Origin of the sequence: Bacillus sp. ILBB4 (genome assembly GCF_035064545.1) — a bacterium.
Taxonomy (GTDB): Bacteria; Bacillota; Bacilli; order Bacillales; family Bacillaceae_H; genus Priestia.
This window is the reverse complement of sequence record NZ_JAIQVD010000002.1, coordinates 996,316-1,018,802: the sequence shown is the minus strand read 5'-3', so window position 1 is coordinate 1,018,802 and position 22,487 is coordinate 996,316. Positions and strand designations below refer to the sequence as shown.

Sequence of the window (22,487 nt, the reverse complement as noted above, 5' to 3'; positions counted from 1 at the left end):
ATTCATCATAAAGTTAAATGAGTTTTGTGCGACAGGGAGGTTGAAGACATGACAGATTCAATTGAAAAAGAAGAAAAGGCATGGTTCGCCGAACATTTATTATCACTTTTAGAAAAAAATGAAATCGATGCATTTCGTGAAGAATTTTTACATATGCATACGTATGACCAAGCTCAATTTTTTGAAGAATTAGATGAGCGTTCTAGATTTGCGCTGTACGAGATGTTATCTCCGGAAGAAATGGCGGATATCTTTGAAAATGTAGAGATACGAGAAGAAGATTATCAAGAAATTCTCTCAGAGATGCATCCCAATTTTGCAGCAGACATGCTGTCGGAAATGTCGGCGGATGATGCCGTTGACGTATTAAATGAATTGGATAAAGAACAAGTGGCGAGCTATTTAACGATTATGGATGAAGAAGCAGCCGATGAAATTAAAGAGTTGCTTCATTACGAGGAATATACCGCTGGAAGTATTATGACGACTGAGTTTGTGTCCATTCGTGAAAATCAAACCGTACATTCAGCCATGCACATTCTACGCAGGGAAGCTCCAGAAGCGGAAACGATTTACTATGTATTTGTTATTGATGAACAAAAGCATCTAGCAGGTGTTATTTCTCTTCGTGATTTAATTATAGCAGATGAAGATACGATGATAAGCGAAGTTATGAATGAACGAGTCGTATCTGTGTCAGTAGCAGAAGACCAAGAAGAAGTTGCGCGTATTATGCGCGATTACAACTTTCTTGCGCTTCCAGTTGTTGATTTTCAGCAGCATCTTCTCGGGATCATTACGGTTGATGATGTGATGGACGTTCTTGATGAAGAGGCATCGGATGACTATTCTAAATTAGCGGGTATTAGTGATGTAGATGATACGATTGACCACAATCCTTTAGTAGCGGCCAAAAAGAGGCTGCCTTGGCTTATCATTTTGCTGTTTTTAGGAATGATGACAGCGAGTTTAATTGGACGTTTTGAAGATACGTTGAATCAAGTAGCTATTTTAGCTGTATTTATACCTTTGATTGGCGGTATGGCTGGTAATACAGGAACACAGGCACTAGCCGTTGCGGTTCGCGGACTGGCGACGGGAGAAATCGAAGAAGAAAGCAAATTTAAGCTGTTAATCCGAGAAGCAGCTACCGGAATGATTACGGGCGCATCATGCGGACTTTTAGTTGTATTAATTGTTTATATTTGGCAAGGAGATCTTATTTTAGGCGCTTTGGTAGGCGTCTCTGTATTTTCAACATTGATTGTGGCTACACTAGCAGGAGCGTTTATCCCGCTTCTCATGCACAGGTTCAAAATTGACCCTGCAGTCGCATCAGGACCATTTATTACAACGATCAATGATCTTATCAGTATTTTAATTTACTTCGGTCTAGCGACAACATTTATGAGTTATTTAAAATAATGAAAGGACTTTAGAATTCGACATGAGTAATCATGTCGGATTTTCATTATCAGTTCATATAGTTGACAGAGAACCTTCAAGCTTTTATGATTAACCTTTAATTTTGAATACTAACGTCTTCGTTTTATAAATAGCGAAGGTAAAAGGAGGGGAATCTAATGGAACAGCACGCGTCCTTTACATCACTTGTTATCGTCATTAGTTTGGCCTTTTTAACGCCTATACTGTTGCATCGGTTTAAACTCAACATTATACCTGTAGTCGTAGCTGAAATTATTATGGGATTAATTATAGGGAAAAGTGGTTTTGACCTTGTGGAGCAGGATATGTGGCTTGAAACACTTTCCACTCTAGGCTTTATCTTTTTGATGTTTTTAAGTGGTTTAGAAATTGATTTTTCTGCTTTTGCTGGAGGAAATTCAAAAGACAAAAAGGTATCAGGAGCGAAGGTGCCAAATGCTTTTTCCATTTCTATACTAGTGTTTGCAGCTATCTTTGCGGTTTCACTATTTTTGTCCTATGTTTTTGTATGGACAGGTTTTATTGATAACGCCTTTTTGATGACGCTTATTATTTCTACCATTTCACTAGGAGTAGTAGTGCCGACATTAAAAGATGCACAGATTATGAAAAAGCCGATTGGACAAACCATTTTATTGATTGCGGTTATTGCGGACTTAGTCACGATGATTTTACTAGCCGTATTTGCTTCCGTCTATGATAAATCAGGAAATAGCAATACATGGTTGATTTTAATCTTATTTGGAGTAGGAGTGATTTTATACTTCATAGGGAAGCAGTTTAAAAACCGATCGTTTCTTGAGACAATGTCTAAAGGTACAATTCAAATCGACACGCGCGCGGTATTTGCACTCATTATTATTCTGGTGGGTCTTTCGGAGTCAATTGGTGTTGAAAACATTTTAGGCGCTTTTTTAGCGGGATCACTCGTTTCTCTTCTTGCGCCTAACAAAAACTTAGTTCATAAATTAGATTCGTTTGGCTACGGATTTTTAATTCCTATCTTTTTCGTGATGGTAGGAGTGAAGCTTGACGTTTGGTCATTGTTCAGTGATAAAAAAGTGCTGATATTAATGCCTTTATTATTCATTGCACTGTTGATATCAAAGCTAGTCCCAGCGTTAATCTTAAGAAAATGGTATGATATGAAAACCGTTTTGGCATCGGGTTTTCTTTTAACATCGACTTTATCACTCGTTATTGCGGCAGCAACGGTTGGTGAAAATATTGGTGTTATTGATTCACAAATGTCCGGTGCGCTGATTTTGGTGGCGATTATTACATGTATTATTACACCTATTATCTTTAGAAAGCTGTTTCCAAAGCCAGAAATCAGTGACAGAAAGCTGAAGGTTAATATGCTCGGTGCAAATCAATTTACACTCCCGGTTATTCGAGAAATGGATCCTGATTTATATGATGTTACGATTTATCATCCTACTCAGGACAAAATTGAAAACCGTACGTCGGATTCCATTTTTAATATCGTCGACATCGATGGATATAGTAAGGAAACTTTAATACGTATGGGGATTTTAGATGCGGATGTATTAGTTGTAACAACAGGGGAAGAAGAAAGAAATAGCGACATTGCTCTATTTGCAAAAGAATATGGTACAGAACGGGTTATTGCCCGCGTAGAAAGTCCTGTATTAGATGAAAAGATGAAAGAAAATAACATTGAAGTTTTTTCTGTGCTGTTATCTACGACTGCATTGCTAAAAGCTTTAATCGAATCGCCAAATATTTTAAATATCTTAACGAATCAAGAAACAGCACTTTATCAAATTAATATGCGTAACCCTAAATACGAGGGGGTAGAGCTTCGTAAGTTCCCATTTACAGGAGATGTGATTTTTGTTCGAATCTTTAGAGGCAAAGATTCCATTGTACCTCATGGCGATACAGAGCTTGAATTTGATGATCGTTTGATTGTAACGGGGTCTCGTTCGTATGTGAATGAATTGCGTATGCTTCTTGAGTATAAAATTAGATAAAGGTATCTAGATAGATGTAGGTTTCTACCTTATTGAGTGAGGGGAAGAGGCTGGGACAAAAGTATTTTAGCTCAAGTAAAAAACGAACCACTGATCAAAATTTTTGATTAGTGGTTCGTTTTTTTGTTGCGGTGTGACAAGCCGTTCAGCTCATGTGTCCCATTTGTGCGTCTTTAGATTGAATTAATTTCGTTATGTCTCAACCTCTTTTATTGTGTTTTCTCAAATGCTGGAAATAAAAGTACAGCGCTGCTTTTGGTGTTAAAAAGGCTACCGCAAAAAAATAAACAAGTTTTTCCGTGTTCAAGCATACATTTTTAAAAGAACGATAACAAGCAATTGGAGGTATGCTTCATGACTAACTCAAAATCTAAGTCAGAAGAAAACGAGCCGCTAATGTACATTGTCCAGCCAAACGCTACGCAAAATCAGCGTTCTATGCAATATTATTTTAGTTCAAAAGAGCAAGACAATAAAGGAATAGAGAAAGAGCATGTATTAAAAGAAGAGCCCAGCTTTTCTTCTATTCAAGAAGTTAACGAGCCTGAGGTAGAAAAAGTGGAAGAAATTAAGCAGGAAGAAGATATAGAAATTAAGAAAGAAATTAAGCAGGAAAAAGATATAGGAATTAAGAAGGAAATTAAGCAGGAAAAAGATATAGAAATTAAGAAGGAAATTAAGCAGGAAAAAGATATAGGAATTAAAAAGGAAATTAAGCAGGAAAAAGGTGTAGAACATTCAATTGTTCCTGTGAATATACCGCAATCAGAGACTAAAAAGCCAAATAAGATGTTTCAGTCTATGACGATCAAAGAGAAAATTGAGTTTCTATGCAGTTTTCCAGCTCATATGTCTCAACCTATTTGTGAAATTGTGTGTCAAAATCAAAAATATATAGGAACAATTTTAGAACTCAAAGAAGGAAGTTTGTACGTAAGCATCCCTCCTAATAGAGAGAAGAAAGTGTTGACATTTAATGATATCCAGACCATATCTATCATTAAAATTTAAGTAAGCCTAAAAGCTAACAGTGAAAAAGCACGTTAGCTTTTATTTTCATAAGCTTGGGAATGCACGGAGGAATGAAGATGACATGGATTTATCTAACGTTATTTGTCTTTGCGACGTTTCGGCTCACTCGCCTAATCGTTTTTGATAAAATTACGGCTTTTATTCGTAAACCGTTTCACAAAATTGTAGAAGATCAAGATGAAGAAGGAAATAGGATAACATATTTAGAGATAAAAGGTAAAGGATTGCAGAGATGGATTGGAGAGCTGCTCAGCTGTTTTTGGTGTACGGGCATATGGTGTGCAGTAGGAATTTATTTTAGTTATGTAGCTGTTCCGCACATTGCTATTCCTGTCATTACGATCTTAGCTATTGCGGGATGTGCGGGAATTATAGAAACTTTTATGAAATAAATGGACGAGTTAAAAGACATATTGAACATCAATATGTCTTTTAATAATTAAGGGAAATTTAGCACGACTTTATTTAAAAAAGGAATGCCTTCTTGCCACTCTTCACTATAGAAAAAGCCTTCGAGAATAAATGAGGTCGTATCAGAGGATAGAGGAATAACTACTTGGAAAGAGTCAAATAGTAATTTGTCCTTTGGCTTTAATAATGTTTGCTTAATAGGTTTGATCCAATGCTCACCGTCATTTTGAATTTTTTCGTTCCATTTTGGATGAGCGTAGCGCCATTCTAAAGAAGAAGATGGAATACTAGAAGCCTCAATGCTTTTCTCATCAACAATCTTCCCGCTTAATGTGGACGAAGCGACGGGTTTCATCTTTAAGCAAAGCACGGGAGAGTGTAAAGTACTGCTCGTTTGATTTTGAATAATTACGTTGCCGAATATCATCAGCTCTCTTTCACTTTGTTCTGGCAGCAGTATAGAATGTTGAAAAAAACAGAGAATATCACTCTTTTCAAACCTTTCTACGGGCTTTTCTACAACTTTTTCGATTATTTTTTCCACGATCTTTTCTTCAATAACCGGCTGTTTTCTTGATGCCTTCTCTCGAAATGCTTCGGCAATAATTTTTTGTTCGGAAAGCTCGTTTCTCAGTAAATCCAGCTCTCTTTCTAACCCTTCAATTTCTACTTCTTTTTCAGATGTAGAAAGCGTCTCAGCGTGTTTTTTCTTCCAAAATGATGTATTTTCTTTTTCTCGCTCTAAAGCTCGTTCATAGCTTTTTAATTGGTTTTGTACGTGCCGAATTTCCGATTTATAGTGAATGAGCTTTTGTTTTAATTGAGTTAAATCATCTTTAGGAGAAGGGGAGTTACGACTCATCTACTAGTCTCCTTTCCTGCTGAGCTATGAACCAGCTTTGTAAAACAGAGCCGCTCACAGCAGTTTTATTTATATGTATGCACAAAGCTTGTAAACGATGAAAAAAGAGGAGAAATATTCTCCTCTGAGGTTATCCAGTTAATCAAAGTCACTTTCAAAATCACTTTCGAAGTCACTTTCATCAGAATCACGATAAGGTCTTCCAGGGAAGATAGCTTCACACTGAGGTGGATATTCAATCGGTGAGAAACCGCTTGTAGAAATAACTTCGGGGCGAGGATAACAGAAGCTTCCTTCTACTTCAATCTTAACATCTTTTTCAATTTGCACACTTAGACCTAACACAAGATCGAAGCTTAGCTGCTGTAAGTGAATGTCTGATAATCTAATAGAACCATCAGTTCCTTCAAAAGAATCAAGGTGTACAACAGGTTCTGTTCCTTCAGGTGCGCAAAGATAGAATGTTTGATGTATTTTCCAAGGAATAACGCTAGATTCGACATCGCTGTATTTATGATGTCCACCTAAATTAATTAACCTAATTTTATAAAAACCGCTAATTGATAATTTTACTTCATGAAGAATAACAATTTCTCCGTCTGGTAAAATGACCTTCTTAGGTTTGCGACCACCTTGTGGTACAAGCTCAATTACATGATCGAGCGCCTCTTCATCAGAAACGTCTACCGAGTGTCCTTTACTATCAGTTAAAATAACTTCTACTTCTACATCATGGCCTAAATCTTCAAGCGCCTCTTCATCAAATAGTGAAGCGTCATTAGTAAAGATTTGTGGCAAAACCACTTGACGTCTGACCCAATCGTACACTTTAGGTACGCGGATACACAATGCTTCAAAATGTTCTCCCATTTTTAAACCTCCTAATTGTAATTGTCCTTCCTTTACGCTGTTCGTTACTAGGTATCGGACTACTATAGTGTATGAATGACTTACTTTTATGTTCCTTAGTAAAAGCGGAATTTATAGCAATAATTTCTGGATGAAGCGAGCATAAAAAATGAAGGAAATAATAAACTCAATTACAGCATATTCATGTTAGTAAAAAGTGTTATTCATCTTTAATTGATTTTCAGAGGTTTGTGCATTGTTTATAATGAAGGAGTGAGCAGTATGAGTGAGGAAAAAGTGAAACAAAAGATCTCTTCATTAAAGTCAGAGCTGGCTTTTTATAAGGAAGAATATCAAAAGTTCAAGCACCAAGAATTTGAATATGAAGATATGAAAGAAGAGTTAGCTGAATTAAAGGAAAAGCATGAACAAGAAAAAAGAAAGCTGCAAGAAAAAATAGATTGGCTTAAGGCATGTGTCAATGAACAAAAATTAAAAAATGAACAGTCTATTGTGCAGTATGATGATCATGCACGAGAAACGATTCAGGAGCTAGAGAGTAGGCTGGGAGAAGTGACAGAGCAAGAAAGGGTGGAAGCACCAAGAGCAAGGAAACCAAAAAGCAGCACCGATTTATTTTTGTCCATGCAGCGTAAAATGGACAAATAAGAGAGAACGTCTTTCTTTAGTCCTGAATATAATGTTATAGATAGGATGCTGTAAAAAGGAGGGAAACATGATGTATTATAATTATAATCCTAATCCTAATCAATACCCTCAGCCCCTGCCTTATCATCCACAACCAATGACAAAACAATCAGTAAAGAAAGGGCAGTCTATTCCTAAGCCAGTCCAGTACCCTTCTCCAAAACAAGGTGGTTGCGGCTGTGGTTCAAAGTTACCAAAGCGATAAGCAATAGAAGCATTGTCACTCGGACAATGCTTTTTTACATAGAGTGGAGAGAGGTGTAGAGATGCCGGATTTTTTCGATGAATTTGAACGTTTTTTTGAACAGCATATGATGGGAGAACATCGAAAGAGAATGAATGAAGTAGAAAAAGCAGAAAAGCAGATGGAACAGCAAGAGAGGAAACTGCAGCAAAATGTAAAAAGAATTGATGAGCAAGATGCTGAAGATCCGTTAGGACAATGAAATTTAATGTACACAGTTGAAAAGCCCATACAAAATCATATGAGTGAACATACAGTATAGAGAGTAAAACAGAGGGGGTGTAATATTATGGGCTGCGGATTTGGCTACGGTGGTTGTGGTTACGGTGGTGGCTACGGCGGTGGTTTTGCGTTAATCGTTGTATTATTCATTCTATTAATTATTGTTGGTTGTGTTTGTTTTTACAATTAATCCCTTCTATGAATAAGGCACCGAAAAATGCGGGTGAAGCTTTACTCGCACTTTATTTTTTTATTAAATGTAAAGGGCACCATCTAGGCACATGGTGCATACGATGAAGTATAAATAAAGGAGGTCATGCAAAATGGATAATAATATGTTTAAAAATATAGAAAAGAAAACAGGCGTTAATATGAAGGATATTTTTGAACTTGCGAATTCTGTACAAAATGCTAATTTTAAAGATGAGCAAACGGTGCGTAATATTGTGAAGCGAGTAGCACAAATTGCGAATAAGCCAATTTCAAAACAAAAGGAAGAACAAATTGTTAAGGCGATTGCAAACAATAATCAATCCATTGATTTTGCGACCATCGCTAAAATGCTAAATGAGAAAAAATAATTTAATGTTTTTATATAAAGCCCTGACACGTCAGGGCTTTTTTCCATTTATGCAATTTCATTTGTTTGAAACGCGTTAGAATCAAGATCAAACAGTTCCGGATGCTGTGCTAAGTAATTAATTTCTTTAATACGATGAGCGATAGGGGGGTGAGTTGAAGTAGCTTGATTCAACCACATAAAAAAACCTTTTTCTTATGAGTGCGTATGAACAAATTCCTCCTGATTTACTTTTTTATTTAGACAATGACCAACCGCAAGTATAGTGAGTGCTTGAGTGGCAGCTTTTGCATCACCAATCGCAACGGTAGCTATGCGATCACACGTATATTCACAGGCCCTAGAGTAAGCTTTTCCTAAAAAAGGAACCCAAAGAGCAGGTAGAATAAGTGAGTGGTAGAGTGTATGCTTACGTTTGATATGAACTAATTCGTGGGCAATAATAAAAGAAAGTTCTTTTTCTTGATTATCTTCAATCATTTCAACAATGTCCGAGTATAAAACGACAAAGTGTCGTTCAAAAAAACGTGTAGCAAACGCGTTTAACAAGCCGCCTGATTGAACAATATAAATATCAGGCAGCTCCAAATCCAGCTCTGAAGATAACTGTTTTGCCTGATGATAAGTGTGCGGGAACTGCTTTTCTGTCAATCTAACCCCATTATTGCGAATTTGAGCAATAGAGAAGCCGTGGAGTATAAATGTAATTAAAAAACCAATTACAAGGTAGATAATACCAATGAGTGAAATGATTAAAAAGAAATAGGTTAATAAGCTGATAACCATACACAGAATGAAAAAAATCTTTTCATTTTCATGAATAAGCTTTGTGTTCAATAATGGAGCCCCCTAAAATATAGTAGTACAGTACATAACGTAGTGTAACGCATCTATTTATGAATATCTACCTCTTGGTGGAATATTTGGTTAATAATAGAAGTTTAGACGTAACGAAATCAATCCAATTTAAAGACGAGCCAATTGGATACATGAGCTTGTATGGATCATTTGTTACACCGCTGTTGATTTCCGTGCAAGGCTTTGCTTTCCGCTGGAGTCTTCGCCTCACCCTCCAATCAACAGCTAGAAGCAACTAAACATATTAAATCTACATTTATATGACAATAAAAAATACGAACCGTTAATCAATAATTCTGATTAACAGTTCGTACTTCAATTTAACTAAAATACTTTTGTCCCAGCCTCTTTTTCCTTTATACTTTTTTTATAAAAGACTTTAGGAACCTTGAAGGATAAGCGGTTTTACCTCTTCTAGTTTGCGGAACAGATAAATAAAGTGAATTCTGTGCACGCGTCATTGCTACATATAAAAGACGGCGTTCTTCTTGAAGCGGCACATCATCTCCGCCTCGATAAGCTTCGAGTGCATAATCATGAGGCAATCCTCCGTCTACGCTGCTCAGTACGTATACATGCTTATATTCAAGACCCTTTGCTCGGTGAATAGTGGTTAGCTGAATACTTTCATTGAATTGCTTGCTTAAAGCTTTCATCTCTGTGTTCATGGCAATCATATGATCCACATGCTCTAACAGTTCAGGTACGGTTTTGAATTTACGTGCTACAACTTTTAAATCCCGCACGTCATCCGAACCTTTTTCCATCATATTTCCTTCATTTCCGCGTTTTTTGACAAAATCATCGAATCCCATATCTTTAGAAATCGTCTCAAGTGCCAAAGAAGGAGACAGTGATTTTAGCGACTTGAATAAAGGAATTACTTTCTTGAGCTTTTTTTGCTGAAATGGTTTTAAATCTTGAAGATATTCAAGCGCATCAATAAATGTACCATCATGAAGAATACTTGCTGCTTTTAAGTCGTTGACTGCTGTTTTCTTTAAAAAGAGTGCGTTTACTAAATCTTGCAGCGAACTTGCGTCATTTGGATTCACGCTCAAACGTAGAAATGAAAGTAAACTTCGAACCATTCGTCTTTTATAAAACGAATCCGCATCTTGTTCGATTGAAAATGGCAGGTTTGACTGCGATAAACGTTCAAAGATGGCGCGTGAAGAAGCGTGAGTTCGGTACAAGACCGCGAAGTCAGTTGGAGAAGCTCCTTGCTTAATCTTTTCTTTCATATCCGTTACAATCATTGTTGCTTCTTCTTCCTCGTCATATGGAAAGAAGAAGGTAGGTCGCAACTCATTATCAAACTGGGCAGCCATTTCTTTTTGTCGGCGCGCTGTATTTCGTGCAATGACTTTATTAGCGGAAGAAACGATGGCGTGAGCTGAACGATAATTTTGGTTTAACGTAATAACAGTTGTATTAGCAAAATCTTTTTCGAAATTTAAAATGAACGAAGGGTCGCTTCCGCGGAAAGCGTAAATTGATTGATCATCATCTCCTACGACACATAAGTTTTTAGAGTCTTCACTTAGCATTTTCATAATTTTATATTGAACTTTATTGATATCTTGAAATTCGTCAATTAAAAAATAGCGAAACCTTTTTTGATAACGAGTTAGTAAATCGGGATTTTGTTTTAGCATTTCATAACATCCATACAGCATGTCATCAAAATCGAATAGCTGTTTTTGCTTTTTGACTTCTTCATAGCGACGATATAAAAAGTGCACATCTTGTTCCCACTTGTCTTTTGGGCGCACATCTTTCACGCCAACAAGCGTATTTTTCCAATAGCCGATTTGCTGAAGTGCCTGATCAAATGGAAAATCTTTTTCATCCACGTGGAGCTCTCTTGCTGCTTCTTTCACGATCTGTTCTTTTTGCCACTCCCATTTTAGCAGGCGGTCCATTTGCCACGCTTGAGGATTATGATGAACAATCATACGTAAGAAAATGCTGTGAAAAGTTCCAACTAGCATTTGACGAAGATGTAAGCCGGACATCTTTGGGTATGTAGCCAATCGTTCTTTCATTTCTTTAGCTGATTTAGCCGTGAAAGTCACCAGCATAATGGATTTTGGATCAATTTGTTTTTCCTGTATCATATATGCGGTGCGCGCTGTTAATACACGCGTTTTTCCGCTTCCTGCACCGGCTAGAATAAGGAGCGGTCCCTCTGAATGTGTAACAGCTTTCCATTGGTTCGAATCTAATTCAATACCGCTCTCTTTAAATTCATTTAAATAAGGAGAGTCAGAGTGTTTAGGAACAGCTGGTTTTAAGCGAAAAGCAGGAACGCTTGAAAAAGGTGCGGAAGACCTCCATGTCGCTTTCTCTTTTACAGTTGAACTTTTCTCACCAATAGCTCGTCCTTTAGGAATACGAAATCCATTAGTTTTTCTGTATTCAGCCGGATTTTCTTTTATTTGTTGTACAGCTGTTGTTTCTGATAGTGTGTCTGAACACTCTTCTCTTTCATGAGGAACTTGAGCATGATAAAAGTAAGGAGAATGCTCAATCCCCAGATATAATTTAACTGGTTCTCCGCAGTGAGCACACGTCATTTCTCCTCGGAGACTAGCTTCATATAAATATTGAAATCGGTCTCTAGCCGTTATAGCAAGATTAAGTATCTGATTTTGATAAAGTGCACGTTGCAAAAAACATGGCCTCCTTTTTAAAACATGAACAATCAATAGTAAATAAGAGGGAGTTAAAGCAAGAAGCCGCTCTCGTTCTACATCGATATAGATGTGTGTATACGCACAGTTTTTGTTTTATAGTCAAAGTCTATCATATCAAAATCACCTTTTTTTAAAAAGAGCACGGATATTTTTAGAGGGATAGGATGTAAAAAAGGGTATATATTGAATAAGACCTCGCATATGTTCAAAAAAGGCGGTATAGATACAAGGCGTCATCTGTTTTGAACAAGTCTAAAGTAGAGGGTTTAAGTGACCTGTTTCAATGTCGATACTTCTTGAGAAAAATACTGAGGTCTGGGAGTAGAATGTATCTTGAAAAAGAGGAGGGTTCATATGGGATATATACTGCCTGTCACGCCTTATCAATCTATTCAATATGCAAATCGCCTTCAAAAAAATAATGCTTCTTTTTCAAATCGTATTTGGCCTATTGAGAAAAAAAGCTTTGACGAAGAGTTTGAATCGCGTTCTCACTCACTGGAATTGACGCCAAGTTCATTACAAAAGCGGAGAAAGCTTCAAGCAGCAGAGCGTGTATACAGCAAGCTGACAAATAAGGGCCTAGTGATTAATACACGGGCATAATAGAAAAAATCGTGAACGCAGCAGAATAAATGCGCTCACGATTTTTTCACAAATTAATGAACAAGTAAAAAACACCTTAGTAAGATTCAATAAAAAGAGTACTGCCCTGCTGCCATTCAGCATAAAGCACCTGTTTATAATCGGTAAATCCCTGTTTTTTCAACTGTGTCTTTAGCCAGTCTTCATCAAAGCCTGACTGAATCAAGTTTTTCAAAAGCAAACGTCCATCACTGACGAAGGCGATAGATAAAACAGGTTCAGAAGGAGGGAGCTGCAGGTCGCTTCTTGTTGGCTTAGCATAATCAGATTTTGGCAATACGCTTAGTGATCCATCTGTTTCTAAAATCGCATATTCAACTTCACGAATGGAAAATATGTCTTTTGAACGAAGCATATGAAGAAGCTGATCGATATCTAATCGATTTTTGCTAAGTTCTTTGTACGAAATTTTCCCTTTTCGAATAATAATAGATGGCCGTCCTTCTAAAAACAAGCGCAGGCGAATATTTTTTTGAGTAACAACTTCGGTGATATAAATAAGCGCTCCCCAAAAGATAACAGCAAATAAAATTTTGCCTATTCCTACTTCTGAGTCATATAACGCATTTCCTACTAACTCTCCTAATACAAGAGCAGAGATAAAATCAAAAGTGGTAAGCTGAGTTATCGTCGCTCTGCCTAAAAATTTAGTTAAAATAAACAAGCAGATAAATCCGATAAAGAGTTCTAGTGCAATTCCGATAAGTTCATCCATATTTTCACCTAATTCACATGATTAGGTATTAGTATAAGCAAAGCGAAGGTTCTTATCCTTTAAAAAAGCAAAAACACCAGGTTCAATTCCTAGTGTTTTTTACTTAGTTTCTTTACCATCTCTACATGTGGAATTCCAGCATCCATAAACTCACCCGAAACCGTTACGTAGCCTAGCTTTTTATAAAATCCTTCCGCATGCGTTTGAGCATGCAGCTTAATCTTTTCAATCTCATGCTCTGCTGCGAGCTCTTCTAACTTATCCATCAAAAGCTTTCCTACACCGTCTTTTCGATAAGAAGAAAGAACGCAGATTCGTTCGGCTTTTCCATAGTCCTCTACCATACGGAAGCGTCCTGCACCAATTGGTGCAGTTCCTTTGTATACAACTAAATGCAGGGCTTCAGAATCGTATTCATCGATTTCTTGCTCTACATCAACCTGCTGTTCTTCTACAAATACTTTTTGACGTACGAAGTAAGCATCAGAATGATCTTGTTTGTTCGTTAGTACCTTGATGTTCACGTATCTTATCCCTTTCCAAGACGAAATGTTTCAAACACAGTCCATGTTTCATTTTCAAGCTGGTACATTAAATGAAAGCGATCCACTGTTTCTTCATGAGCGACATCCACAAGTTTCAACTGGCTATACACATCTAAGTGCTCATCATCTGAAAGGCGTTGACCAATTGTAATATGTGGAATAAATGAATATTCAGTTGGCTGTTCAAGATTGCCTTCATGAAGTTTATTGTAAAGTGACGTCAGTTCTGGCTTTTGTTCCACTTTTAAGTAAATAACGTTATTGGCTGGTGAAAATGAGCTTACTTTCGTTACATTTAATGTAAATGGATTTGTTTCTTCGGCAATTTTACGCAAGTTAGCCGCAATTTCATCAATTTGGTCTTCTGTAGCTTCAAAGACTTCTTTTAATGTAAGATGAGGCGGAATTAATGAATAGTGAGAATCATAGCGCTTTCGATAAGAATTCGCTACATCTTGCAATTTTTTAGATGGAAAAAGTACAACGCCAAATTTCATAAAAAATCCCTCCAAAGTAAGATCATAAAATATGTATAAAGCGAGCTTATTATAACAAATTTTCAAAAAATATGATATCTTTCTACTTCAACATATATTGAAGCGACCGCTTTACGTCTTTTTGCCAGTATTTCCACGTATGATTTCCATTAAATTCTTCGTAGAAAACAGAATATCCACGCTGCTTCATTTGTTCGTGCAACAGGCGGTTAGGCTCAATAAAATCCAATATACCATCTTGTGTTGTTTTGACAGCCGTTTCTTCAGTTCCAATAACATGATACAAATCCAGAAGTGAAGGAGAAGCAAATGAGTTGACCGTTTGTAATACAGCATCGTTCACGAAAGGAGAATGCATAATTACTTTCCCGAACGTGTGAGGATACGCAATGGCCGTCAGCAGTGAAACTGTAGCAGCAAGCGAATCACCAATTAGAACACGTGATTTTCCCATTTGATATGTAGGATATGTTTTATCCAAAAATGGCACAAGTTCATGTGCTAAAAAGCGAATGTAAGCATCTACTTGATTTCCTTCTGGATGATACTTATCACGTCTGTCTTCCACGCTTTTATATGGAATTCCAACAAAAATAGTACGATCGATTTCCGACTCGTTCATTAAATCATCAATTAAACGAGGTGTCCGTCCGTACATAACATAATCTTTTCCGTCTTGGGCAATAAGTAAGGAATACTTATAGAGCGTAGAATAGTTTGACGGCAAATAGACTAGTAACGTGACATCTTCTTGCAGTGCGTCACTATAAAAAGAAATTTCTTCTAACTTCCGCTTACTTTCTGACATGAATAATCGACTCCTATGCATTTGAATGAAAGCGTTACCTTTATTGTAACACATTTTCTAATAACCGTTCTTTATTTTATTGTAACGAATTTTTTAGCGAATGACGAGAAAGAGGCATGCGTCATTAAAAAAGCGCTTCAGAATCGACTGAAGCGCTTTTGGTTAATCTAATTTTTTCATTTTTTTAAACATAGCTTTTTCCGCTTGGCTGGCTTTTTCTAGCGGCTTCTTCGTATATTCTTCTTCTTTTTCATCAATCGAAACCAATTCTGTATCATTTTTTACATAACTTCGGATATTGCGAGCACCGAAATAGCCGTTTACATCTTCTAAAATAGGCTTGTTTTCTTTTTGATCATAAAGAGTATATGAATTCTCTTCCTTAACGATAGCGTAGTGATTCCCTGCTAGAAGAGCTACGGCTTCTTTTTCGCTTTTTCCAAAAGTAGACATGAGAAACAGAACGATTAAGACGATAAAGAAAAGGGCTGTTGCGCCAATGAAAAATAATAATAAGCCTCTGCTAAATTTACTTTGTTTTTCTTCCACAGTAGACAAACCTCCTGATTAGATAATTTTATTATAGCAAGTAAATGTAATGAGCGCCTAAAGAGATATGTGACGAGTTTATGAATTCAGGTGGATGAAACAAAAAAGGTTTTTAGCGCCTCTCATCGAATTTAATATAAAGAGAGACAACAACTTGAAAAGGAGAGAGAGACATGACAGCGAAAAAAATCCCAACGAGCAAAGAAGTAGCAAAGGCAACATTTGATTTGCTAGAAGAGCGTGGCGTAACAGTTTTAGATATTGCTGAAATTGTGTATGATTTACAGCTTCCTTATCATCCAGCTCTAACCATTCAGGAATGCGCTGAAAGCGTAGAAAGAGTACTGCAAAAGAGAGAAATTCAGCATGCGCTTCTAGTTGGAATCGAACTTGATAAGTTAGCTGAGCAAAATAAATTATCAGAACCTCTTCAAAGTATTGTAGAACAAGACGAAGGGTTGTTTGGTGTTGACGAAACGATTGCTTTAGGTGCCGTTTTAACCTATGGCAGTATCGCTGTTACGACCTTTGGCTATTTAGATAAAGTAAAAGTAGGCATTATTGAAAAGCTAGACTGTAAAAAAGAAAAAGGAGTTAATACCTTTTTAGATGATTTAGTAGCGAGTGTGGCTTCTAGTGCGGCAAGTCGTTTAGCTCACCGTCAGCGTGATGAACAAGAACAGCTGCAAGAAGGCAATCCGGCTACGTAATAAATTTCTTTTAGTATGTATATAAGCTGCGTAAATTAGCACGCCGAATGATTTAGTCTTTTATTTGAATAACGGAGACAAGGCACGTATCACCTGCGTGTCTAGTCTCCGTTAATGGAACGATTTATGGCTGTAGTGAAGTAGTCATAAGATAGCTTAAGTTTTTCAGCCCAAGACTTTCATAAAAAGCACGTGCTTTCTCGTTAAATGCCCATACGGTAAGCTGGAGGTCATTTGCTCCTTTTTGTACAGCCCACTGTTTCGTAGCAGAAAAAAGACTTTTTCCTACGCCATAATTTTGAAAGCCTTTCTTAACGCCAAAATATTGGATGTACGCTGTGTAGGAAAGAGGAGCTAATGTAGTGGGAGGGTTATATTTTAATTCAACAACAGACGCCCCAATAATTTGATTTCGATATTGAGCTACAAGAATATCAATGGTTGCATAATAAAGAGTAGCTTGATATTGTTCGGGAGATAAAACAGCCATCTGATTATCAAACATAGAAGGAAGCGCATTTGCGTGGAGTTCTAGTGATTCCCCTAATATTTTATTTACTTCTGTATAATCATCGAGTTTTGCAGTGCGATAGATAATCTCCATACACACTTCACCTACTTTTTAAAAGTTGTGCTTTATCATATGTAGCAACTTAAAAAATGTTAAATGAGAATTAAAACTTGAAAATTTTAAGGGAAGAACTGCACTAAACAGAGCATATATTCTATGCTCTGTTTGATGTTATAGGTGAAGAATATATAAGGGCGAAACGTTAAATTCTAGTTTCAGCAATGGCATCGCGTACTTTTTCAAGCGAATGTTTAGAGGCATCTTTATTCGCAATCATTACATTAACGTACAAAGCATCAATGAGGCTTAGCTGTCCAATTCTTGAGGCAAGAGCTTCAGATCGATATTCTGTTTCTTCTGAACTCGTATAAAGAGAAACATCGACATTTTGGCTTAATGGAGATTTTGGAAAACCCGTAATACCGATCGTTTTGGCACCGTTCGCTTTTGCTGTATTTAAAATGTTCATCGTGTCTTTATTTGTTCCAGAATGAGAAATCACTACCGCTACATCCTGTTTTGTTAATTGAGAAGCGGACATAAGCTGGAAGTGGGAATCAATAAATGCAAACGTTTTAATTCCTGTTCGAACAAATTTATGAAAAGCATCCATAGCCACTACGGAAGAACCGCCCGTGCCATAAAACTGAACTTTATCCGCCTTCATAAGAAGTTTGACGGCTTTTTCAATAGCGTTGCTTTCTAGTATTTGTAATGTATTTTCAAGCGTTCGCACATTGGAGCGAAAGATTTTTTCAGCAATCGTTTTTTCATTATCCGTTTCAGCAATTTCCTCGTGAATCTGCTGAATAGGCGTCATAATTTCAGCAGCCAGCGCTATTTTCATCGCTTGATAGCCCTTGAAGCCAATTCGTTTACAAAAGCGAAAGACTGTTGCATCAGCTACATTTAAATCGTCTGCCACTTCGTTAATGGTACTGTGAATAATTTGTTCCGGCTGTTCTAAAATATAATTTGCTATTTTTTTCTCTTTTTCACTGAATCTAGCATAGTGAGAACGAATTTTTCCTAAGCAATTTTGCGTCATAACTGATGTTCCTTTCCACGAATTTAGTAGTAAAAAGAGTATAGCACAAAAATATGAGTGAAAAAAATTTTCTTGTAAACGATTGCAAAATGAAAAATAATTCGTATAATGGAGGTAATGTGAAATTTTTTTTCAAAGGGAGTTTGTAAAATGAAAATTGGATTAATCGGTTTAGGAAAAATGGGATATAATTTATCATTAAATTTAATGGACAACCATCATGAAGTAGTAGCTTATGATGTAAATAAAGAAGCGGTAGAAAAACTTGCAAATGAAGGAGCAACTGGGGCCTTTACTGTTGAAGAGTTAGTTAATGAACTTCCTCTTTCACCTAAAGTTGTATGGATTATGGTTCCGGCTGGAGAAGTAACGGAAAATGTTATTACAGAACTAAAAGAACTTCTGTCAGAAGGAGATATTATAATAGATGGAGGAAACTCTAATTATAAAGAATCTGTTCGACGTGCTCAGGATCTTCAGGAAAAAGGTATTTACTTCTTTGATGTAGGGACAAGCGGCGGAATGGAAGGCGCAAGAAACGGAGCGTGTACAATGATCGGTGGAGATGCGGAAGTATTCCGTACAATTGAACCGGTTTTTAATGATATTTGCGTAGAAAATGGATTTATGTACGCAGGTAAAAGCGGAAGCGGTCACTTTTTAAAAATGGTTCACAATGGTGTAGAATATGGAATGATGCAATCCATTGCTGAAGGATTTGAAGTTCTGGAAAAAAGTCAGTTTGATTTCGACTATGAAGCCGTAGCACGCGTTTGGAATAACGGATCTGTTGTTCGTTCTTGGTTGATGGAACTAACGGAAAATGCGTTTTCAAAAGATCCTAAACTAGACAGTATTAAAGGAGTCATGCAGTCTTCCGGAGAAGGGAAATGGACCGTAGAGACTGCTCTTGATCTTCAAACGGCCACTCCTGTTATTGCTTTATCGCTAATGATGCGCTATCGTTCATTAGAGGAAGATACATTTACAGGAAAAGTTGTAGCAGCACTTCGAAACGAATTCGGCGGCCACGGTGTTGTAAATAAGTAAAGTAGTAAAGTAGGGGGACAGCAGCATGAGCAAAAAATATGCAATAGGTGTAGATATCGGAACAACGAGTACAAAGTCTGTATTGTTTTCAGTAGACGGTACAGTCATTGCAAATCATGGGATTGAGTATCCATTATACTCGCCGACGCCCGCGATGGCTGAGCAAGATCCTGAAGAAATTTTTCAAGCAGTTGTACGTACAATTCAAACGGTTGTAAAAACGAGCGATGTAAAACCTGATGATATTTTATGCGTTTCGTTCAGCTCAGCTATGCACAGTGTTATTGCCGTTGATCAGCAGGGAAAACCGCTGACAAAATGTATCACGTGGGCGGATAATAGAAGTGCAGAATGGACGGAAAAAATTAAAAATGAATACAATGGTCATGAAATTTATTTGCGTACGGGTACGCCTATTCATCCGATGTCGCCGCTTTCCAAGCTAACATGGCTTTCTAATGAACAGCCTGAATTAGTGAAGGGAACGCATAAGTTTATTTCGATTAAAGAATATGTATTCTTTAAGTTGTTTAACGAATATGTTATCGACTATTCGATTGCATCAGCAACGGGTTTGTTTAATCTGAAAAATCTTGCGTGGGATGAAGAAGCACTTAAAGTAGCAGGTGTTACAACCGATCAGTTATCTACTCCTGTTTCAACAATGCATCAGTTAAAAGGGTTAAACCCAGAGCTTGCAGTTGACATGCATTTACTTCCAAATACGCCCTTTATTGTAGGTGCAAGTGACGGTGTATTATCAAATTTAGGCGTAAATGCAATTGAACCAGGCGTTGTGGCTGTGACAATCGGGACAAGCGGAGCTATTCGAGCAGTGACTGACAAGCCAGTAGTCGATCCCAAAGGTCGTATTTTCTGTTATGCGTTGACAGAAGACCACTGGGTAATTGGCGGCCCTGTAAATAACGGCGGTATGATTTTCAGATGGGCTCGCGATCAGTTTGGAGCGTCGGAAGTAGAAACAGCTAAACGCCTTGGAAAAGATCCGTATGAAGTATTAACGGATATTGCAGCTTTAGTGAAACCGGGAGCGGACGGCTTATTGTTTCACCCATACCTTTCAGGAGAGCGTGCGCCGCTTTGGGATGCAAATGCTAAAGGTTCATTCTTTGGCCTAGGTTTGCATCATAAAAAAGAACATATGATTCGTGCTGTATTAGAAGGCGTTATTTTTAACTTGTATACGGTATTATTGGCACTTGAAGAGTTAATTGGAGAGCCTACAAAAATTCAGGCAACGGGCGGATTTGCACGTTCCGCACTTTGGCGTCAAATGATGGCAGATATTTTTAACCAAGAAGTATCCGTGCCGGAAAGTTTTGAAAGTTCATGTCTAGGAGCAGTTATCCTTGGCTTATATAGCCTTGGCGAAGTTGACTCATTAAACGTTGTTTCTGATATGGTTGGAGCGACTAATCATCATTATCCAATCAAAGAAAACAGTGAAGTATATAAAGAGTTAACGGCTATCTATATTCGTTTGGCTCGCTTATTTAAAGAAGAATACGAAAGCATTACGGCTTTTCAAAAAAAATATGTACATTAAGTTCAAAAATCATCGCTTGAAGTTTTCAAGCGATGATTTTTTGTGTGTTAGGTTATCTAACAACCAAAAGAGTTGACACTACACAATATATAAAAGTTCCCTCAAATAATGTTACAATTTGTCCAGTGTATCCCCGTTTCTCATTAAATATAATAAGGAATAACGTTAGTATTTATCACATACTAGAAGGAATCGTCACAAACGCCTTTATATTTCAGAAAATTCAAATAAAATTTGTTTTTTGAAATGAACTTATTTTATGAAAAGGGGTTTTATGGATGAAAACACAAATTGAGCAAGATGGAATTGTGACGCTCACAGATGAGACGCACAATCAGCTGAGCGGCAGTGACCTTTGGAATGAGGATTTACGTCCGACTACGATGAAAGAGCATTCTTGGAAAGGAGTTAACTTTGCCACGCTTTGGATTGGGATGTGTCTGTGTATTCCAGCTTACACAATGGCGAGTGGAATGATGACGCTTGGAATGAACTGGTGGCAAGCAATTGGTACAATCTTTTTAGGAAATGTTATTGTTCTTATTCCTATTTTGCTTAATTCTCACGCTGGAACCAAGTTTGGTATTCCTTATCCAGTATTTGCCCGCCTGTGGTTTGGAGATAAAGGAGCACATATCCCAGCACTGGCTAGGGCCATCGTGGCTGCTGGGTGGTTTGGAATTAATACATGGATTGGAACGGAAGCAATTGATACACTTCTAAGCGCTTCGTTTTCATCTTGGAACGGCTTAGCTGGTCATACAGCCATTGTATTTGCTCTTTTTTGGCTTTTAAATGTAGGAGTGGCATATAAAGGACCGCAAGCGATTAAAGTATTAGGAGCGATTGCTGCTCCGGTTATTGGTATTTCAGCTATTATTCTTTTTATATGGGCTTATACAAACTCGGGAGGGTGGGGGCCCATTTTATCTACGCCTTCTAAATTTACATCAACCAGAGAATTTCTAGCTGTATTTTTCCCTGCTTTAACCGGAGTCATTGCATTTTGGGCGACGCTCGCTTTGAACATTCCTGATTTTTGTCGATATGCTAGAAGTCAAAAATCTCAAATGGTTGCGCAAACCTTCTCTTTGCCATTGACGATGAGTATTTTTTCATTTATTGGAATTGCTGTTACCTCAGCAACAATCGTTATATTTGGAGAAACTATTTGGGATCCAGTGGCCTTGGTAGCTAAATTCCCTCCTTTTATCATTTTCTTAGGAACAATCGTTATCGTGCTTTCTTCTTTAACGATTAATGTGGGAGCAAATATCGTCGCACCAGCCCGTGCAATTGAGAATCTGAATCCAAAGAAAATCACGTTTGCGATGGGGGCGCTAGTGACCGGTATTTTTGCTATTTTACTTCAGCCATGGTACATCATGTCTAATTTCGGGAACTATATTTTCGGCTGGCTTGGAACATACGGAGCGCTGCTTGGCCCTATAGACGGCATCGCCATTGCTGACTACTGGCTTGTAAGAAGGAGACAGATGGCATTAAAGGATTTATATGAGGTAAACGGTCGCTACAGTTATTCAACAGGTTTTAATAAAAACGGTATTTATGCATTAGTAATTGGCGTGGCCATACCCGTTTTAGGCTTACTGATTCCTGGACTGCGCTTTTTATGGGATAATGCCTGGACATTTGGTCTATTCATTTCTATCATCGCTTACACGTATCTCATGAGAGGAGATAAAAGTGTATTAGCGCCGGGGGAATATGAAGAAATAACGTTAAAAACAAGCGAAAAAACGATTATCGACAGTCAAACGGCTGATCCAACCATCACCAAATAAACAAGACGAATCCAATCATTAACATGATTGGATTTTTTTATGTGTTAAAACTGTATGGAAGAAAATTGA

The 22,487-nt window shown here is 37.4% G+C and carries 27 protein-coding genes; 15 read left to right on the top strand and 12 right to left on the bottom strand.

The window, feature by feature from the left end:
- Positions 1-48: 48 nt before the first annotated feature.
- From mgtE to LAV82_RS11265, 4 genes are all read left to right on the top strand, one after another.
- Positions 49-1,425, top strand: coding sequence for a magnesium transporter (gene mgtE / locus LAV82_RS11280; protein ID WP_057274299.1), 1,377 nt, complete (start codon positions 49-51; stop codon positions 1,423-1,425).
- Between the two features lie 158 nt (positions 1,426-1,583).
- Positions 1,584-3,443, top strand: coding sequence for a monovalent cation:proton antiporter family protein (locus LAV82_RS11275; RefSeq protein WP_499716100.1), 1,860 nt, complete (start codon positions 1,584-1,586; stop codon positions 3,441-3,443).
- Positions 3,444-3,797: 354 nt separating this feature from the next.
- On the top strand, positions 3,798-4,454 hold the full coding sequence (locus tag LAV82_RS11270) for a CotO family spore coat protein (protein WP_499716099.1): 657 nt from the start codon (positions 3,798-3,800) through the stop codon (positions 4,452-4,454).
- Positions 4,455-4,531: 77 nt separating this feature from the next.
- The gene (locus tag LAV82_RS11265; protein WP_207371893.1) at positions 4,532-4,867 is read left to right on the top strand and encodes a DUF1360 domain-containing protein; all 336 of its coding nucleotides are present in this window, start codon (positions 4,532-4,534) and stop codon (positions 4,865-4,867) included.
- A 47-nt stretch (positions 4,868-4,914) separates the two neighbouring features.
- Here LAV82_RS11265 and LAV82_RS11260 read toward each other — a convergent pair whose 3' ends face one another.
- Together LAV82_RS11260 and LAV82_RS11255 are read right to left on the bottom strand one after the other, a co-directional pair.
- Complete coding sequence (locus LAV82_RS11260) at positions 4,915-5,748, bottom strand: hypothetical protein (RefSeq protein WP_211078304.1); 834 nt, start codon at positions 5,746-5,748, stop codon at positions 4,915-4,917.
- A 138-nt stretch (positions 5,749-5,886) separates the two neighbouring features.
- Complete coding sequence (locus LAV82_RS11255) at positions 5,887-6,618, bottom strand: BMQ_0737 family morphogenetic spore coat protein (RefSeq protein ID WP_098196977.1); 732 nt, start codon at positions 6,616-6,618, stop codon at positions 5,887-5,889.
- 261 nt (positions 6,619-6,879) lie between these two features.
- On the opposite strand from LAV82_RS11255, the gene LAV82_RS11250 reads away from it, so the two are divergent.
- The 5 genes from LAV82_RS11250 (at position 6,880) to spoVIF (ending at position 8,352) form a co-directional block, all read left to right on the top strand.
- Positions 6,880-7,266: a hypothetical protein gene (locus LAV82_RS11250; RefSeq protein ID WP_211078305.1), complete on the top strand. Its 387-nt coding sequence runs from the start codon at positions 6,880-6,882 to the stop codon at positions 7,264-7,266.
- A 67-nt stretch (positions 7,267-7,333) separates the two neighbouring features.
- Complete coding sequence (locus tag LAV82_RS11245) at positions 7,334-7,510, top strand: vWA domain-containing protein (RefSeq protein WP_171843268.1); 177 nt, start codon at positions 7,334-7,336, stop codon at positions 7,508-7,510.
- Between the two features lie 61 nt (positions 7,511-7,571).
- Positions 7,572-7,751: a hypothetical protein gene (locus tag LAV82_RS11240; protein WP_499716098.1), complete on the top strand. Its 180-nt coding sequence runs from the start codon at positions 7,572-7,574 to the stop codon at positions 7,749-7,751.
- A gap of 87 nt (positions 7,752-7,838) precedes the next feature.
- Positions 7,839-7,961 carry a YjcZ family sporulation protein gene (locus LAV82_RS11235; RefSeq protein WP_013055448.1) on the top strand — a complete coding sequence of 41 codons (123 nt, stop codon included), beginning with the start codon at positions 7,839-7,841 and terminating at the stop codon, positions 7,959-7,961.
- 133 nt (positions 7,962-8,094) lie between these two features.
- Positions 8,095-8,352 (top strand): sporulation-specific transcription regulator SpoVIF, encoded by a 258-nt coding sequence (spoVIF, locus tag LAV82_RS11230; protein ID WP_013055449.1) that lies wholly within the window; start codon positions 8,095-8,097, stop codon positions 8,350-8,352.
- Between the two features lie 47 nt (positions 8,353-8,399).
- Here the strand turns inward: spoVIF and LAV82_RS11225 are convergent, their stop codons facing one another.
- Both LAV82_RS11225 and LAV82_RS11220 read right to left on the bottom strand, forming a co-directional pair.
- The gene (locus LAV82_RS11225) at positions 8,400-8,531 is read right to left on the bottom strand and encodes a hypothetical protein (RefSeq protein WP_274609586.1); all 132 of its coding nucleotides are present in this window, start codon (positions 8,529-8,531) and stop codon (positions 8,400-8,402) included.
- Positions 8,532-8,546: 15 nt separating this feature from the next.
- The gene (locus LAV82_RS11220) at positions 8,547-9,188 is read right to left on the bottom strand and encodes a M48 family metallopeptidase (RefSeq protein WP_499716097.1); all 642 of its coding nucleotides are present in this window, start codon (positions 9,186-9,188) and stop codon (positions 8,547-8,549) included.
- Positions 9,189-9,274: 86 nt separating this feature from the next.
- Here LAV82_RS11220 and LAV82_RS11215 point away from each other — a divergent pair, with 86 nt between their 5' ends.
- A complete protein-coding gene (locus LAV82_RS11215; RefSeq protein ID WP_155660581.1) occupies positions 9,275-9,448 on the top strand; it encodes a hypothetical protein in 174 nt (57 codons plus the stop codon).
- 117 nt (positions 9,449-9,565) lie between these two features.
- Here the strand turns inward: LAV82_RS11215 and LAV82_RS11210 are convergent, their stop codons facing one another.
- A complete protein-coding gene (locus LAV82_RS11210) occupies positions 9,566-11,884 on the bottom strand; it encodes an ATP-dependent helicase (protein WP_499716096.1) in 2,319 nt (772 codons plus the stop codon).
- Positions 11,885-12,262: 378 nt separating this feature from the next.
- Between LAV82_RS11210 and LAV82_RS11205 the strand changes: the two genes are divergently transcribed.
- Positions 12,263-12,514, top strand: a complete 252-nt coding sequence (locus tag LAV82_RS11205; RefSeq protein ID WP_211078307.1) for a hypothetical protein — start codon at positions 12,263-12,265, stop codon at positions 12,512-12,514.
- A 76-nt stretch (positions 12,515-12,590) separates the two neighbouring features.
- On the opposite strand, the gene LAV82_RS11200 is transcribed toward LAV82_RS11205, so the two are convergent.
- The 5 genes from LAV82_RS11200 to LAV82_RS11180 all read right to left on the bottom strand — a co-directional run bounded on the left by LAV82_RS11200 (position 12,591) and on the right by LAV82_RS11180 (position 15,667).
- On the bottom strand, positions 12,591-13,268 hold the full coding sequence (locus tag LAV82_RS11200) for a DUF421 domain-containing protein (protein ID WP_499716094.1): 678 nt from the start codon (positions 13,266-13,268) through the stop codon (positions 12,591-12,593).
- Positions 13,269-13,357: 89 nt separating this feature from the next.
- Positions 13,358-13,792 (bottom strand): GNAT family N-acetyltransferase, encoded by a 435-nt coding sequence (locus LAV82_RS11195; RefSeq protein WP_013055454.1) that lies wholly within the window; start codon positions 13,790-13,792, stop codon positions 13,358-13,360.
- 5 nt (positions 13,793-13,797) lie between these two features.
- Positions 13,798-14,310, bottom strand: coding sequence for a YjcG family protein (locus tag LAV82_RS11190; protein ID WP_013055455.1), 513 nt, complete (start codon positions 14,308-14,310; stop codon positions 13,798-13,800).
- An 82-nt stretch (positions 14,311-14,392) separates the two neighbouring features.
- The gene (locus LAV82_RS11185) at positions 14,393-15,118 is read right to left on the bottom strand and encodes an alpha/beta hydrolase (RefSeq protein ID WP_211078309.1); all 726 of its coding nucleotides are present in this window, start codon (positions 15,116-15,118) and stop codon (positions 14,393-14,395) included.
- Positions 15,119-15,280: 162 nt separating this feature from the next.
- A complete protein-coding gene (locus LAV82_RS11180; protein WP_029324785.1) occupies positions 15,281-15,667 on the bottom strand; it encodes a hypothetical protein in 387 nt (128 codons plus the stop codon).
- Positions 15,668-15,840: 173 nt separating this feature from the next.
- Between LAV82_RS11180 and LAV82_RS11175 the strand changes: the two genes are divergently transcribed.
- Positions 15,841-16,377 (top strand): phosphatidylglycerophosphatase A family protein, encoded by a 537-nt coding sequence (locus tag LAV82_RS11175; RefSeq protein WP_013055458.1) that lies wholly within the window; start codon positions 15,841-15,843, stop codon positions 16,375-16,377.
- A gap of 124 nt (positions 16,378-16,501) precedes the next feature.
- Here the strand turns inward: LAV82_RS11175 and LAV82_RS11170 are convergent, their stop codons facing one another.
- The gene (locus tag LAV82_RS11170) at positions 16,502-16,981 is read right to left on the bottom strand and encodes a GNAT family N-acetyltransferase (RefSeq protein ID WP_025749861.1); all 480 of its coding nucleotides are present in this window, start codon (positions 16,979-16,981) and stop codon (positions 16,502-16,504) included.
- Positions 16,982-17,150: 169 nt separating this feature from the next.
- Positions 17,151-17,996, bottom strand: coding sequence for a MurR/RpiR family transcriptional regulator (locus tag LAV82_RS11165; RefSeq protein WP_013055460.1), 846 nt, complete (start codon positions 17,994-17,996; stop codon positions 17,151-17,153).
- A 150-nt stretch (positions 17,997-18,146) separates the two neighbouring features.
- Between LAV82_RS11165 and gnd the strand changes: the two genes are divergently transcribed.
- The 3 genes from gnd (at position 18,147) to LAV82_RS11150 (ending at position 22,418) form a co-directional block, all read left to right on the top strand.
- Positions 18,147-19,046: a phosphogluconate dehydrogenase (NAD(+)-dependent, decarboxylating) gene (gene gnd, locus LAV82_RS11160; RefSeq protein WP_211078311.1), complete on the top strand. Its 900-nt coding sequence runs from the start codon at positions 18,147-18,149 to the stop codon at positions 19,044-19,046.
- Between the two features lie 25 nt (positions 19,047-19,071).
- The gene (gene gntK / locus LAV82_RS11155; protein WP_499716091.1) at positions 19,072-20,613 is read left to right on the top strand and encodes a gluconokinase; all 1,542 of its coding nucleotides are present in this window, start codon (positions 19,072-19,074) and stop codon (positions 20,611-20,613) included.
- Between the two features lie 278 nt (positions 20,614-20,891).
- Entirely contained in the window at positions 20,892-22,418 is a 1,527-nt protein-coding gene (locus LAV82_RS11150; RefSeq protein WP_499716090.1) for an NCS1 family nucleobase:cation symporter-1, read from the top strand.
- The last annotated feature ends 69 nt before the right edge of the window (positions 22,419-22,487 follow it).